12 protein-coding genes are annotated in these 13592 nt (G+C 65.8%); 4 read left to right on the forward strand and 8 right to left on the reverse strand.

Annotated elements, in window-relative coordinates; genetic code table 11:
* Positions 1-98: 98 nt before the first annotated feature.
* Complete coding sequence (locus tag ACVT6V_RS23415) at positions 99-983, reverse strand: M56 family metallopeptidase (protein ID WP_489896486.1); 885 nt, start codon at positions 981-983, stop codon at positions 99-101.
* Positions 980-1363 carry a BlaI/MecI/CopY family transcriptional regulator gene (locus ACVT6V_RS23420; RefSeq protein ID WP_489896487.1) on the reverse strand — a complete coding sequence of 128 codons (384 nt, stop codon included), beginning with the start codon at positions 1361-1363 and terminating at the stop codon, positions 980-982. Before ACVT6V_RS23420 ends, ACVT6V_RS23415 begins: the two co-directional genes overlap by 4 nt.
* A 670-nt stretch (positions 1364-2033) precedes the next feature.
* Here ACVT6V_RS23420 and ACVT6V_RS23425 point away from each other — a divergent pair.
* The 3 genes from ACVT6V_RS23425 (at position 2034) to ACVT6V_RS23435 (ending at position 7760) form a co-directional block, all read left to right on the forward strand.
* Positions 2034-2798, forward strand: coding sequence for an amino acid hydroxylase (locus ACVT6V_RS23425; RefSeq protein WP_489896488.1), 765 nt, complete (start codon positions 2034-2036; stop codon positions 2796-2798).
* Positions 2799-2910: 112 nt separating this feature from the next.
* Positions 2911-6804 (forward strand): amino acid adenylation domain-containing protein, encoded by a 3894-nt coding sequence (locus ACVT6V_RS23430; protein ID WP_489896489.1) that lies wholly within the window; start codon positions 2911-2913, stop codon positions 6802-6804.
* Between the two features lie 206 nt (positions 6805-7010).
* Entirely contained in the window at positions 7011-7760 is a 750-nt protein-coding gene (locus ACVT6V_RS23435; protein ID WP_489900974.1) for an O-methyltransferase, read from the forward strand.
* A 313-nt stretch (positions 7761-8073) separates the two neighbouring features.
* Here ACVT6V_RS23435 and ACVT6V_RS23440 read toward each other — a convergent pair whose 3' ends face one another.
* Together ACVT6V_RS23440 and ACVT6V_RS23445 are read right to left on the reverse strand one after the other, a co-directional pair.
* Positions 8074-9048: a glycoside hydrolase family protein gene (locus ACVT6V_RS23440; protein WP_489896490.1), complete on the reverse strand. Its 975-nt coding sequence runs from the start codon at positions 9046-9048 to the stop codon at positions 8074-8076.
* Between the two features lie 103 nt (positions 9049-9151).
* Positions 9152-9781 (reverse strand): class I SAM-dependent methyltransferase, encoded by a 630-nt coding sequence (locus ACVT6V_RS23445; protein ID WP_489896491.1) that lies wholly within the window; start codon positions 9779-9781, stop codon positions 9152-9154.
* A gap of 93 nt (positions 9782-9874) precedes the next feature.
* Here ACVT6V_RS23445 and ACVT6V_RS23450 point away from each other — a divergent pair, with 93 nt between their 5' ends.
* On the forward strand, positions 9875-10921 hold the full coding sequence (locus ACVT6V_RS23450; protein ID WP_489896492.1) for an alpha/beta fold hydrolase: 1047 nt from the start codon (positions 9875-9877) through the stop codon (positions 10919-10921).
* A gap of 53 nt (positions 10922-10974) precedes the next feature.
* Here ACVT6V_RS23450 and ACVT6V_RS23455 read toward each other — a convergent pair whose 3' ends face one another.
* The 4 genes from ACVT6V_RS23455 to ychF form a co-directional block, all read right to left on the reverse strand.
* Complete coding sequence (locus tag ACVT6V_RS23455; protein WP_489896493.1) at positions 10975-11412, reverse strand: VOC family protein; 438 nt, start codon at positions 11410-11412, stop codon at positions 10975-10977.
* Positions 11413-11594: 182 nt separating this feature from the next.
* Positions 11595-11882, reverse strand: a complete 288-nt coding sequence (locus ACVT6V_RS23460) for a putative quinol monooxygenase (RefSeq protein ID WP_489896494.1) — start codon at positions 11880-11882, stop codon at positions 11595-11597.
* Positions 11879-12190 (reverse strand): HigA family addiction module antitoxin, encoded by a 312-nt coding sequence (locus ACVT6V_RS23465; protein WP_489896495.1) that lies wholly within the window; start codon positions 12188-12190, stop codon positions 11879-11881. The genes ACVT6V_RS23460 and ACVT6V_RS23465 overlap by 4 nt, the downstream gene beginning before the upstream one ends.
* Before the next feature lie 68 nt (positions 12191-12258).
* Positions 12259-13338 carry a redox-regulated ATPase YchF gene (gene ychF / locus ACVT6V_RS23470; RefSeq protein ID WP_489896496.1) on the reverse strand — a complete coding sequence of 360 codons (1080 nt, stop codon included), beginning with the start codon at positions 13336-13338 and terminating at the stop codon, positions 12259-12261.
* Positions 13339-13592: the final 254 nt, after the last annotated feature.

Here is a 13592-nt window from a genome sequence, read left to right on the forward strand (position 1 = left end):
TGCCGAACACTCAATTCGCTTGAAGAGGCCATGATCTGGTCTGATCCAGCGTCATGTGTCGCGGATTCGAGTTCCGATGCGACACGCTCGCAGGCGAATCAACGGAAGACCGCAGTCGCGGGCTCTCCGGGCTCGGGTGTCACACAGTCCTCGACCACGTCACCGAGGGCCACGGTCAGGGCGACGGTGACAAGTGCGACCATCGCGAGAGCGGCCAACGCACGCTTGGGTGTCGGTGAGGGCGATGGCTCGGTGAGTGCCCGAACCCGCTGTACGACGCTTCCGCCGCTGCTGTGCAGCGCGCCTGCGTTCGATGATCGACGGTGTGCCGACTGTGCGAGCGAGGCACGGGCCAACGCACGGACAAGCGGACCGGGGCCGGCCATCGCCGCGACCTCGTCGGCGTGGCGCTCGGCCGCGTGACGGACCGTGCGTGTGATCGGTATGGCGATCGGGTTGATCCGTGCTGCGCACTCGCACAACTGAATCCATGCGTAATGCCGGTGACGCAGATGTGCGCGTTCGTGGCGGATCAGCGCCGACAGCTCGTCCGCGTGCAATGCCCGGCACATCCCGGCCGTGATCACGACGACGCCGTTACGGGTAGGGGCAGCGAAGGCGTCCGGTTCCGGATCGTCGATGACGAGCAGGTCGCTGCCATGCGGCACAGCATGTTCGAACAACGCATTGGCGCGACGGCCGGCCCGGACACGTTGCGCGTGTCGGGCCAACACCGCGAGGCGCCAGGCGACGACACCCACCAGGGTGGCACCCAGGATCCGAGCCGGCACCGAGTTCGATGCGAGCGCGACAGCGGCCAGTGCGGTCACCGATGTGGCAGTGGCGATTGCCAGCGCGGCGATCGTCCCGGGAACGGCGACGGTGAAAGCGTGGGGCGTCAGCGCACGCTCGAGCCACGGCGCCAGCGCGACACAGATGACCAACAGCACCCAGGGCGCGGCCACCGTGAGGGCAAAACTCATCCGCGGTCCTCACTCTGGTCCGTGTCGGCGGTGAGCAGACGTGCCAAGATCGCCTCGTCGTCAGAATCGAGTGTCGCAACGAAGTTGGCCAGCACATCGGCGCGGTTGGCCCGCTCGTCCAGTGCGCTGCGCATCCGGAGGGCAGCACGCAATGCCGGCAACGACTCCACCGGTGCATTGAGCCGGTAGTTGAAGGCACGACCTCGACGTTCCCGGCTCACCAATCCCTTTTCGGTCAATCGCACCAATGCGGTCATAACGGTGGTGTGGGCCAACGGTTTCGACAGCCCTGCAGACACTTGCGCAACCGACATCCAGTCGCTGCCACCGAGGACGCGGATCACCTCGTTCTCGAGTTCACCGGATCGCCGTCGCTTCATTCGTCGATCCCCCGATTGTGCCGTGGAGCCACCTGGCGAAACGACCGGCGGCGTGTCCAGCACTCTACCGGGATTCCGGAACTGCTACCGTTCTTGTAGTAGGTTAGCGGACACCGACCCTGCAACGCGTAGGATCAAGGTCGGTGCTGTCCGTCGCACGGACACGGCATCAGCAGTTGCTGACAAGAACGCGAATATGTGTTGGTGTTGGCGGGTCGGGCCAGCTACTCCACCGACTGGGAGCACGACGATCCAGCGCAGGGTCGAACCGGTGGGCGACGTTTCTGACCAGGGAGCTGCCGTTGGCGATCGATGCGAAACCTTGCACAAGTGGATGTGATGGGGCTGTTGGACCATTCATGAGGACCCAGACCGTTGCCCCTCCCGCCGTTCGCGCACCGGGCCCGCCTCGCACGAGGGCGTCCGACCGCGATGGTGCGCGGACGAGCGATCCGGCGACAATGCTCCACCCGAGACCATCGGGCCGACAGATCCGGACGCGTCTTCGGACCGGTCTCGATCTGAGCGCGCCGGCCCGTGTACGACCTACGCTGATGATGCACGAGATCGGCAGGACCACGGCAATCAGAGGATTACTCAGAGTCAGACGTATCGATTCGAGCGGTGATGACCTGCGCCGCACACGCAGCGCGAGGAAGGACACATTGCGATGACGGTTGATCCCGATGTCCGCACCCAGCGTGAGCGCGTTTCCGTCGCGTATCGCCCGGGGCGGCCCTTGCCCGAATTCGTCTACAGCAGCGATGAGGATGCGATGTGGGCGCGTGTCTTCTCGACGCTGCGCGATATGCATGAGCAGTTCGGCTGCGCGCATTATCGGGCCGCCGCGGGCCGGGTGCGGCTGCCCGCGAGCCGCGTACCGCAACTCGGCGAGGTCTCACGCACGCTGCGGTCGTTGACCGGCTTCGAACTCGCGCCGGCCATCGGAAGCCTTCCGGGTCGGCTTTTTTACGGACCCCTGGCACAGGGCATCCTCCACGCGACCCCGGATATGCGCCCCGTTGCCGAACAAGCGTTTTCGCCCGAACCAGACGTCATCCACGAACTGGTCGGACACGCTGTGATGCTGGGCGATCCGGAGTTCGCAGAGCTGTATCGCTGGTTCGGACGAGCAACCAACGAGGCCGACTCCGCGGAGTTGCGCACGGCGATCGCACGGATGTTCTGGTTCACCATGGAGGTCGGCCTGGTCGTCGAGAATGGTCACCCGCGAGCGTACGGTGCCGCGATCCTGTCGTCGGTCGCCGAGATGGAGTCTTTCGCTCATGCAGAGCTGCGGGATTTCCGGGTCGAGGATGTCCTGTCCAGCGACATCGATGACGGCATCTGCCAGCCCATCCTCTACGTCGCCGACTCGGCCGAGTACATGATGGACGAGGTAAGGCGTTTTCTCACGACCAACGTCCGCCTGTGACATCGCGAACGGTCGTGGCCGGCCTGGTCGGCATTCGCGACACCGTCGCTGTCCAGAACCGTAAGGAATTGTGTTGGTAGATCTCTCGAGCACCATGCGTCGACACCACGCCGTGGCACCGACCACGGACATGTTCGATTTGTCGGCAGCACAGTCGGATTTGTGGCTGGCCCAACAACTTCACCCGACGGTGCCGTTCTCGATCTCTCAATACATCGAACTCCGGGGACCCATCGACTCCGGATTACTCGAGCATTGCACCCGCCAGGCCGGTCGCGAACTGCAGTCGCCCCACGTGCGATTCGCGACGTCCGGGGGCCAACCGCGCCAGTACCTGGACCAGGACGTGGACACCGGATACGACCGCATCGACCTGCGCGATCACCCCGATCCCGAGCACGCCGCGCGCGCGTGGATGAACCACGACCAGCAGCGCGGCACCGACCTACTGGGTGACGACGTCAACAAGGCCGTGATGTTCACCCTCGGGCCCGATCGATACCTGTGCTACGGACGCAGCCATCACATCGCGGTCGACGGCTACGGGGCGGGTCAGTTGCTGGCGCGGACCGCCGAATTGTATTCGGCCGCAAACAACAACATGCCCACACCACCGTGCCGGGCGATGGCATTGACCGACATCGTGGAGGCCGATCGCCGATACCGGTCCTCGCCGCGATTCGCGAAGGACCGCGAGTATTGGGGAAAGAATCTCGCCGGCCTGAATCACGTGACTCGACTGAGCGATCGGTACGCTGCGCCGTCGGCGTACCCGCATGTCGCCCATACGACCATCGATGCGGGCGCGATGGCGCAGGTCGATGCCACAGCCGCCCGGGCGGGCACCGGCATCGCCGAGGTCCTGGTCGCCACCGTGACCGCTTTCCTCGCGCAGATGACCGGGGACACCGACATCACGGTGTCGCTGCCGGTTGCCGCTCGCACCACATCCGAGCTGCGGCGATCTGCCGGTATGGTCTCCAACGTGGTGCCGTTGCGGGTGCGCGACGTCGCCGGGAGCACCCTCGACCAGCTGGTGCGGCAGATCCGCCTGAATGTGATCGGCGCCTTGCGCCATCAGCTGTACCGACACGAGGACCTGCTCCGCGACCTCGGTGTGGGTCTGGCGGGGCGCAACGGCTACGGCCCGCTGATCAACGTCCTGACGTTTCCCGACCACATCGAGTTCGGCGCGGCGCACGGTCGGGCGCACCTGATCTCGGCCGGGCCCGTCGATGATGTGACGATCAACTGCTATCGATTCGGCTCCGGGCCCCTCAACATCGACTTCTTCGCCAACCCGGCTCTGTACAGCGCGGACGAACTCGAACGATATCTGGCGCAGTTCATGACCTGCCTGTCCCGCATCCTGCCGGCGTCCGGCGAACAGAGGCTGTTCGATGTCATCGCGGGCACACGAACCATCGCGACACACCGCCACGAGCGCCGACAGCGGCTGCTCCCCGAGTTGCTGGCGGCCGGTGTCGGCACCGGTGACGGGATAGCGATGCGCGGGCGAGAGGGGCCGGTGACCTATCGCGAACTCGATGAGCGCAGCGCCCAGTGGGCGCGCGAGCTGATCGCACACGGAGCGGGCCCGGAAGTCGTGGTCGCGGTGGCGTTGCCGAGGTCATTGCAGGCGATCACGGCGTTGTGGGCGGTTGCCCGGGCCGGTGCGGTGTTCTTCCCGGTGGACCCGAGTGGACCACCGGAGCGGGTGTCGAAGCTGCTCGCCGATTCGCGGGCGACTCTGGGACTCACCACCAGCAGCCGGCGCGCATCGCTGGGCACGCCCGGTCTGGATTGGCTTGTCGTGGATGGTGACGAGTTCACCTCTGCCGCCGCGTCACGCCCGGTCACCGCGGTGACCGACGCGGACCGGACACGACCACTGCGTGCCGCCCACCCGGCCTACCTGATCTACACCTCCGGGTCCACCGGAGAGCCCAAGGGTGTGCTGAGCACTCACGAAGGCCTGGCGACGCTGAGCGACGATCTGGTGGCCCGTTACCGGATCAGCACGGAATCAGTTGTGGCCCAATCACATTCTCCCTTTTGCGACGCGTCGATGCTCGAGTACTTCTCCGCCTTCGCGGCAGGGGCGGAACTGGTGGTCCCGGCACCGGACATCGTTGCCGGGGAACGCCTCTCGCGGGTCCTCGAAGACCATGCGGTCACGCACCTGCTGGTGACACCAACCATTCTCACCACCCTGGAATCGGATCGCCTGCCGTCGCTGCAGGTCGTGGCCGTCGGCGGTGACAAGTGCCCACCCGCAGTGGCCGCGCACTGGGCTCGCAAGGCCGACATGTTCAATTCGTACGGGCCGACCGAGGCGACCGTCGTGGTCACCCAGACCGATGCGCTCGATCCGGATTCGGAGATCGTCACGATCGGCGGAGCGCTGCCGGGTGTGCAGTTGTGCGTACTCGATGCCCGGCTACGGCCGGCGCCGCGTGGTGCGCGCGGTGAACTCTATCTCGCCGGCGATGCCCTGGCGCGAGGATATCTGGGCCGACCCGCCATGACCGCGCAATGTTTTGTGGCGAATCCGTACGGGCCCGAGGGCAGCAGGATGTACCGCACCGGCGACGTCGTGCGCGAGCGGCCGGACGGCACCCTGGAGTACCTCGGACGCAGCGATGTCCAGATCTCGTTGCGGGGCCAGCGCATCGAACCATCCGAGGTCGAGCGGGCGCTCGCTGCCGACGAAGCGGTCGATCAGGCCGTGGTGCGGATGTGGACGTCGGAAAAGCTCGGTGATCGATTGATCGGCTACATCGTCGCGGTGGACGAGGAGACCATCGACCGCACAGCGGTGCTGACACGGCTACGGAAGGTCCTGCCGCCCGCCATGATTCCGGCGATGGTGGTGGTGTTGCCCGAGATACCCATCAACCCGAGCAGCGGCAAGGCCGACCGGTCCGCGTTGCCGGACCCGCAGACACTGGCGCGCCCTGTTTTCCGGGCTCCGACCTCCGCCGTCGAACACACGGTGGCGAATGCGATCGCCGAGGTCACCGGGCAGTCGCAGATCGGTTTGGACGACAACTTCTTCGAACTCGGCGGCAACTCCCTGCTTGGCGTCGAGTTGTGTCAGCGGCTGTCGGAGCAGACCGGCACGACCGTCGCGATGTCATTGCTGTTCACCCCGACCGTGGAAACCCTGTCCTCCGCCATCGAGGCGGCGGCGATCGGCGCAGACCACGATGTTGTCGTGGGCAATTCGGCCCTGGATACGATTCTTCCGTTACGCGCCAACGGTTCTGGCACACCGCTGATCTGTCTGCCCTCGGCCGTGCCGTTGTCCTGGTGTTATACGGGGTTGGTGTCCTTTGTCGGCGACCGGCCGATCTACGGCCTGCAGTCGCCGACGATCGGACCGGGGGCGCATCGATGCCGCACCGTCGAGGAGCTGGCCGACATCTACCGGCGTGAACTGACGCGGGTGCAACCGCACGGGCCATATCACCTGCTGGGCTGGTCTCTGGGCGGGCAACTCGCCCACGCGCTGGCCATCGCGCTGCGCGCCGACGGGCTCGACGTCGATCTGGTGATCATGCTCGACACCGTGGCATTCGGAGACGGGACACCGCCGCCGCAACCGCCGACCGTGCGCGATCTGATCACCCACCTGGAGGGCAACGAGTCGGAGACTCCCGATACGCGGCCACTGTCACTCGACGGAGCGGTAGACCTCCTCGCCCACACCACCGGACCGGGTCGAGGACTGACCCGCGCGCAGCTCGAAGGCCTGCACCAGGGATACGTCGACTGCGTCGGGATGTCCGCAACCTATCGGCCGGCCCGACATGACGGGGACCTGATGTACTTCTCGGCAACCAGGGGCGTCACCGGCGCCCTCACCAGCGAGATGTGGCGGCCGTATGTCACCGGACAGATCATCGAGCACACGGTCGACGTGACACACGCCCAGATGACCAATCCCGAGGCGCTCGCCGTCATCGGACCGCTCCTCGACGCCGAACTGAACCGGCGCCGATGATGGCCCACGGTGAGGATTCGGCCGCCGGCTCGAACACAGAAGGATTCATGACCAGGTACTCCGCGACGATCGTCGCGATCATGGTGTCGCTCGCCTCGTCGATCCTGTTGACCGTCCGTCGGCCCAGCCTGTTCAGGCGGCGACTGGCTCGGTTGGCGCTGGCCGGCATCACCGCGTTGGGCCTGGCGGTCGCCGCCAACGAATCGATGGGCAAACCGGTCCTGTTCCTGCGGTGGTCGTTTGTGCGGTTCATCTTCTCGCTACGCCACATGGGCGCCTTCTGGCAGGTCGGCGACGGTCGCGAAGCCGCGCTGGCCGACTATGTCTGCGAGCACGCACGCCAGGGTGACATCGACGACGCCATCCGGGCGATCGACGAATATTGCTACAGCAAGCAGTATCTGATCAATGTCGGCGACGAGAAGGGGAAGCTGCTCGACGACGCGGTGTCCGTTGCACATCCGCATCGACTGCTGGAACTCGGCACCTACTGCGGATACAGCGCGCTGCGCATCGCACGGGCGATGCCCGCCGATGCCGTTCTGTACTCGATCGAGTTCAATGCGGCGAATGCAGAGGTCGCGCGACGAATCTGGGATCACGCGGGTATCGGCGAGCGCATCGTCGTCGTCGTCGGAACGCTGAGCGACGACGGAAAGACCATCACCGCGCTATGCGACGACCACGGATTCACGCCCGGAACACTCGATTTCGTGTTCATCGACCACGAGAAGAGCGAGTATCTGCCCGACCTGCACCGAATCCTGGCACAGAGTTGGCTGCACCCCGGCTCGGTCGTCGTCGCCGACAACGTGAAATATCCTGGCGCCCCGGAGTATCGGGACTTCATGCGCCGGCAGGAAGGCGTGAACTGGCACACCCGGGAACACGAGACGCACGCCGAGTATCAGAAACTCATCAAGGACCTCGTCTTCGAGTCGACCTACCTCGGCTGACCGGGCGGTGCGCTGGACAGCGCCGGTTTTTGAGCCACGAGCCCGCCAACATCCCCCTGGGTTAGGCGAGATGGCGGGCCCGCCAAGATCCCCTGGGTGAGGTGAGGTGACCCGAGCCGCGCCAACACCCCCTGAGGTGAGGCGAGGTGACGCGAGCTCACCATCATCCCCGCCCCCTGAGGTGAGGTGACGCGAGCTCACCATCATCCCCGCCCCCTGAGGAGCCTCCGAGCTTGCGAGGATGCGTCACGAAGGGCCCGTCGTGACGGCCCTCCGCCAGGCTCCGGACCTCCTCAGGGATCGTGAGCTGAGGTCACGCCGGCTCACGCATCACGCCGACGTGTCGCACCTTTCCGGACAGGCCGGGAAGCTCTTTCACCGATGACCAGGTGCGCAACCCGTCCCGGCTGTCGGAGTACACATACTTTCCTCTGGTGTAGGCGTCGAGGTACATCCGCCACGTTCCGTTCGGCAACTGGATCACCGCCGGGCCCTCCACGTGGGAGCCCCAATTTCCCGGCGGGACAAATCGATATGGTCCGGCCGGCGACAGTGCGACAGCGTGCTCGATGACCTTCTTCGTCTCGTTCTTGGTGAACGCGTGATAGGTCGCGCCGACCTTGACCACCGTCGTGTCGATGTGGTCCGCACCGATGCCCGCGAGCGGAACGGGCGGGCTCCAGAGCCGGAGATCGGGCGTGAGTGCCGTCATCAGATACGGCACAAAGCCACCGCCGGTCGACATCGACAAGATGACGTTGACCCGTCCGCCGTCCACAAACCATTCGGGTGCCCAGGCTTTGGTGGTGAACGGTGAGAGCGACGGGCCGTCGCTGGATCCAGCCGAGCCGGAGGAGCCCGGCCCGCTCGACGAGCCGAGGCCCTTACCGTCCCCGGTGCCCGGCAGAAAGGCGCAGCAGAACGGGACCGGCCAGTTCTCGATGAACGTCCAGGTGACGCGGTCACGGCTGCGTGCGAAGCCGATGTTCGCGCCGTCGACCGTCGTATAGGTGAGGTAGTACCAGCCGTCCGTGTTCCGGAAGATGCTGGCGTCGCGCACGCGCCCCGATGGCGGCCGATAGGCCGACTTTCGGACGAGCTGGAACGTGGTGCCGTCCGGCGACTGGTAGACGTCCATGTCGCGGTCGCTGGCGCTGCTGAACGCCACCATCGTGTACCGCCAGCCGGACGACGGCGCCGCACCACTGCTGCCTGGTACCGAGACCATCAGACCCGCGACGGCCACCACTACTGATACGACGGAGACGGTGGTCCGCTTGATACGCATCACCGGTGCAGTATCACTGACAGCCGGTCATCACGCGCAACTTTGGCCACAGTTCGTGTCGGCGATTCCGAGCGAGCCCGGATGGACCGCGCGTTCACATCGATCAGGTCCTTCGGGCACTACCCACGACGAGCGGGACGATCGTGGGCATGAGGGTCGGCATACGGAGGTGGCGGATCTCATCGACATGGAGTGCACTCGCCCGCAGTTCGCCCTCGAAGTCCCGGTTTGCGTGGCAGCCATCCGCGAGCCGCCGCTGCACAGGGGTCAGGATGTCCTGCACCACTGCGCGCACACCGGTGCCGCGGACGTGCTCGTGAAAGAGGAACACGCCGCCCACCCGCAGCACGCGATGCACCTCGGCGAGCACGCGCGCCGGATCGGCCACCGAGCAGAACAGCAGCGATGCGGTCACGGTGTCGAACGAGGCGTCGGGATAGTCCAGCGAGTGCGCGTCGCCGTCACGGATGGTCACCGGCACTGCGGGCAGGTCGCGCTCTGCCAACCGTGCCCGCATCGCCGGATTCGGTTCGATGAGCACGAGTTCCTCGAGCTCGGCCTCGGGATAGTGCGAGACGGAGAACCCGTTCCCGACGCCGATCTCGAGCGTCCTGCCGTGTGCACGGGAGAGGTTGTCCGCCCGGATGGCGGCCTGACCCGACCTCTCCACACGACTCATGAACAGGGGATACCATTTGGCGAAGAAGCGTTGATCGAGACTGTTTGTTGTCATGTCCGTCAGCATCGCCTCATCACAGCGCGTGAACATGGCCGGTCAGTGCCATCCGTGAATGGCCCGAATCGGCCATGTGACGGGAGAACGCCGATGCTCCGAGCCGAGGATCAACTCATCCGCCGCCTCACGACCACGGCCGGCGACATCGCGTACTCCGAGATCGGGAACGGACCGCCGCTGCTCGTCGGCGGATGGTGGTGCAGCCACCTCGCTCTCAATTGGGCGGACCCGCTGTTCCGCGGGTACATGAGTCGCCTGGCCGAGCATTTCACCGTGATCCGATACGACCAGCCCGGTCGCGGCGCGTCGGGTCCCGGGGACGGACAGCCACTCGACCTCGACGGCGAGGTCGAGGTGATGACCGAACTCGTCGACGCACTGCAGTTCGACCGCTTCGGCCTCCTCGGCGGCTCGTCGGGCGGCGCGGCCGCTGCCGGCCTCGCGGCCCGCATGCCCCGACGTGTGCACCATCTCGTCCTGTACGGGGCGTATGCCCGAGGCGCCGACATCGCCCCCGAGAGTGCCCGCCGCGCAATGGTGGAGGCCGTCGCAGCACACTGGGGCCTCGGGTCGCGACTGTTGGCCGACGTCTTCCTCCCGGGGGCGAGCAGCACCGAACGGGAACGGTTCGCACGATTTCAGCGTCAGTCCGCCACCGCCGATCAGGCGGCAGCGTCGCTCGCGGCCAGCTATGCCCTCGATGCGACGGAACACCTGGCCGCTGTGACGGTTCCGACAGTGGTGATCCACCGCCGCAGCGACCGCGCGGTCCCGTTGGCGCTCGGTGTCGACGTCGCGCGACGGGTGCGCCGAGCGGTCCTGGTCGAACTACCCGGCGACGACCATTTCCCGTGGCGTGGCGATGCCGAGGCCGTCGCCGATGCGACTGTGTCCGGGCTCGGCCATCCGGTGCCACGCCGGCCCGGCGACATCGGCCGCGGGGAGGTCACCGACCGCGAACGCGAGGTCCTCGAGCTGGTCGCACAGGGGTTGACCGATGTGGAGATCGCGCGACGACTCACGTTGAGTCCACACACCGTGCACCGGCATGTGGCCAACGCTCGATCCAAGCTGGGCGTCCGGTCTCGGGCGGCGGCCGCCGCCGCGATACGTGATCGGCCCGCCGCACCGAACTGACGCTCGGTGGCGATCGTCTCCGAACCCGACCGGACGATGGCACGGATCAGACGTCAGTCCTTCGTCAGCTCTTCTGCGAGCATCACGATGATCCCGCTGGGACCACGCACATAGGTGAGTTTGTAGATGTCCTGGTAGTTGGCCACGCCGCGGAGCGGATGGCAGCCATGTTTCGCGGCGACGTCCAGAGCCTGGTCGATGTCGTCGACGGAGAAGGCGACGCGGTGCATGCCGATCTCGTTCGGAAGCGTCGGGGTCGTCTCGATCGCGTCAGGATGGATGTACTCGAAGAGCTCGAGACGACCAATGCCGTCGGGGGTCTGCAGCATCGCGATCTTGGCGTGGTTGCCGTCGAGTCCCACGGCGGTGTCGGTCCATTCGCCGCTGACCGTGTCACGTCCGACGACTGTGAGACCCAAGTCGGTGAAAAAGGCGATTGTCGCTTCGAGGTCCTCTACAGCGATGCCGACGTTCTCGAGTTTGATGGCCATACGGTAGACGCTAGTGGTGTGTCACGCAGATAGGTGGCCCGTATCCGGTGGAGCGGACGCCGAAACGAGTTGCCTGATTCCGGGACGCACCACCGGCGAGTCGACCACAACTGACGATGGCCCGCCGGCACCCTCGCGGGTCCGCAACTCCGCAGGATTGCGCGAGCGGGACACGGATGCCGTCAGCCTTCGCCGATCGTGATCGCGTACCGGCGTTGTATGCCGGCGGTGGCGCGGCCCCACTCACTGTCCAGGACTCGCCGCTGGTGGAAGGCGAACGCAGCCTCGTCGGCAAATTTCTCGTCGACCCGCCACACCAACGGATCGTCGGTCCGGTCGACGTCGAAGGACAAGCAGCCCGGCTCGGCGCGTGTCAGGTCGACGTGGCGCGTCAGGAGCCGTTCGACAATGTCGGCCTCGTCGGCGTTCGCGCAGACCAGGTGTCCCCCAACGACGACCTCGACCGTCATGCGGGCTCCGGTGGCGAGATCGCATCAAGCTGCTCACGCAACGCACGGCGTGCGATCCGCAATTCGTACTGCGACTGCGGATTCATCCAGCACTCGGCGGACGTGCCGACGTACTTGCCCAGCCGCACGGCTGTGTCAGCCGTGATCCCCCGATTGCCGTGCACGATCTCGTTGATGCGTCGTGGCGGCACACCAATCGCAACGGCGAGCTTGTTCTCCGTGATCCCGAAGCCCTCGATGAAGTCCTCCATGAGTACTTCATCCGGGTGGATCGGCTCGATCACGTCGCCTTCAGTGGCATCAGACATACGTCCGGTGATCTTGTCGCCGAACGTAACTGATCACCGAACCAGCCTAACGCGGTGCGCTAACAGCGCTATACGTTAAACCGGAACTCGACCACGTCGCCGTCGGCCATGACGTAGTCCTTGCCCTCCATCCGGACCTTGCCCGCCGCCTTTGCCGCGGCCATCGAACCGTTGGCGTCGAGGTCGTCGAACGAGACGATCTCGGCCTTGATGAAGCCCTTCTCGAAGTCGGTGTGGATCACCCCGGCCGCCTTGGGGGCGGTGTCGCCGCGGTGGATCGTCCACGCCCGCGACTCCTTGGGACCTGCGGTCAGATAGGTCTGCAGGCCCAGGGTGTGGAAACCGGCGCGCGCGAGAGACCGCAACCCGGGCTCGGTCTGCCCGATCGAGTCGAGGAGTTCCTGCGCATCCTCCTCGTCGAGCTCGAGGAGCTCGCTCTCCACCTTGGCGTCGAGGAACACCGCGTCGGCCGGCGCGATGGCGTCACGCAACTCCTGCTTACGGGCTTCGTCGGTGAGCACCGATTCGTCGGCGTTGAACACGTAGAGGAACGGCTTCGCCGTCATCAGGTGCAAGTCCCGTACCGCCGAGAGGTCGAACGAATCCTTTTGCGAGAAAAGGGTTTTGCCGGAGTTGAGGATCTCTTGCGCCTTGTGCGTCGCAGCGACGGTCTCGGCGAGATCCTTGTTCTTGCGCGCGTCCTTCTCCAGGCGCGGCAGGGCCTTCTCGATCGTCTGCAGATCGGCGAGGATCAGCTCGGTCTCGATCACGCCGATGTCGGAGAGCGGGTCGACGCGACCGTCGACATGCACCACGTCGTCGTCGGCGAACACGCGGACCACTTGGCAGATCGCGTCGGCCTCGCGGATGTTGGCGAGGAACTGGTTGCCCATCCCCTCCCCCTCGGACGCACCTTTGACGATTCCGGCGATGTCGACGAAGGACACGGTGGCCGGCAGGATTCGCTCGCTGGAGAAGATCTCGGCGAGGCGGTTCAGGCGGGTGTCCGGCAGCTCGACGACGCCGATGTTCGGCTCGATCGTGGCGAACGGGTAGTTGGCCGCCAGCACGTCGTTGCGGGTCAGCGCGTTGAAGAGGGTGGACTTCCCGACGTTGGGAAGGCCGACGATTCCGAGGGTGAGACTCACGGGCGTCCAGTGTATCGGCAGGTGCGTTCCGAGCGGCGGCCGCACGGCCCTGACGCCGAAACGGAGGGTTCTCTCGGCGTGATCCTGGGTTCTGTCGGCGTGATCGCGGGTTCTCTCGGCGTGATCCTGGGTTCTGTCGGCGTGATCGCGGGTTCTGTCGGCGTGATCCTGGGTTCTGTCGGCGTGATCCTGGGTTCTGTCGGCGTGATCCTGGGTTCTGTCGGCGGGATCGCGGGTTCTGTCGGCGTCATCGC

It is taken from the genome of Gordonia sp. LMA167, from assembly GCF_058130025.1.

Coding starts and splice junctions, on each gene's coding strand:
- ACVT6V_RS23440 (WP_489896490.1), bottom strand. CDS start 9,048: ATGCGTATCAAGCGGACCACCGTCTCCGTCGTATCAGTAGTGGTGGCC.
- ACVT6V_RS23445 (WP_489896491.1), bottom strand. CDS start 9,781: ATGACAACAAACAGTCTCGATCAACGCTTCTTCGCCAAATGGTATCCC.
- ACVT6V_RS23460 (WP_489896494.1), bottom strand. CDS start 11,882: ATGACGGTCGAGGTCGTCGTTGGGGGACACCTGGTCTGCGCGAACGCC.
- ACVT6V_RS23435 (WP_489900974.1), top strand. CDS start 7,011: ATGGGCAAACCGGTCCTGTTCCTGCGGTGGTCGTTTGTGCGGTTCATC.
- ACVT6V_RS23465 (WP_489896495.1), bottom strand. CDS start 12,190: ATGTCTGATGCCACTGAAGGCGACGTGATCGAGCCGATCCACCCGGAT.
- ACVT6V_RS23450 (WP_489896492.1), top strand. CDS start 9,875: ATGCTCCGAGCCGAGGATCAACTCATCCGCCGCCTCACGACCACGGCC.
- ACVT6V_RS23455 (WP_489896493.1), bottom strand. CDS start 11,412: ATGGCCATCAAACTCGAGAACGTCGGCATCGCTGTAGAGGACCTCGAA.
- ACVT6V_RS23420 (WP_489896487.1), bottom strand. CDS start 1,363: ATGAAGCGACGGCGATCCGGTGAACTCGAGAACGAGGTGATCCGCGTC.
- ACVT6V_RS23425 (WP_489896488.1), top strand. CDS start 2,034: ATGACGGTTGATCCCGATGTCCGCACCCAGCGTGAGCGCGTTTCCGTC.
- ACVT6V_RS23415 (WP_489896486.1), bottom strand. CDS start 983: ATGAGTTTTGCCCTCACGGTGGCCGCGCCCTGGGTGCTGTTGGTCATC.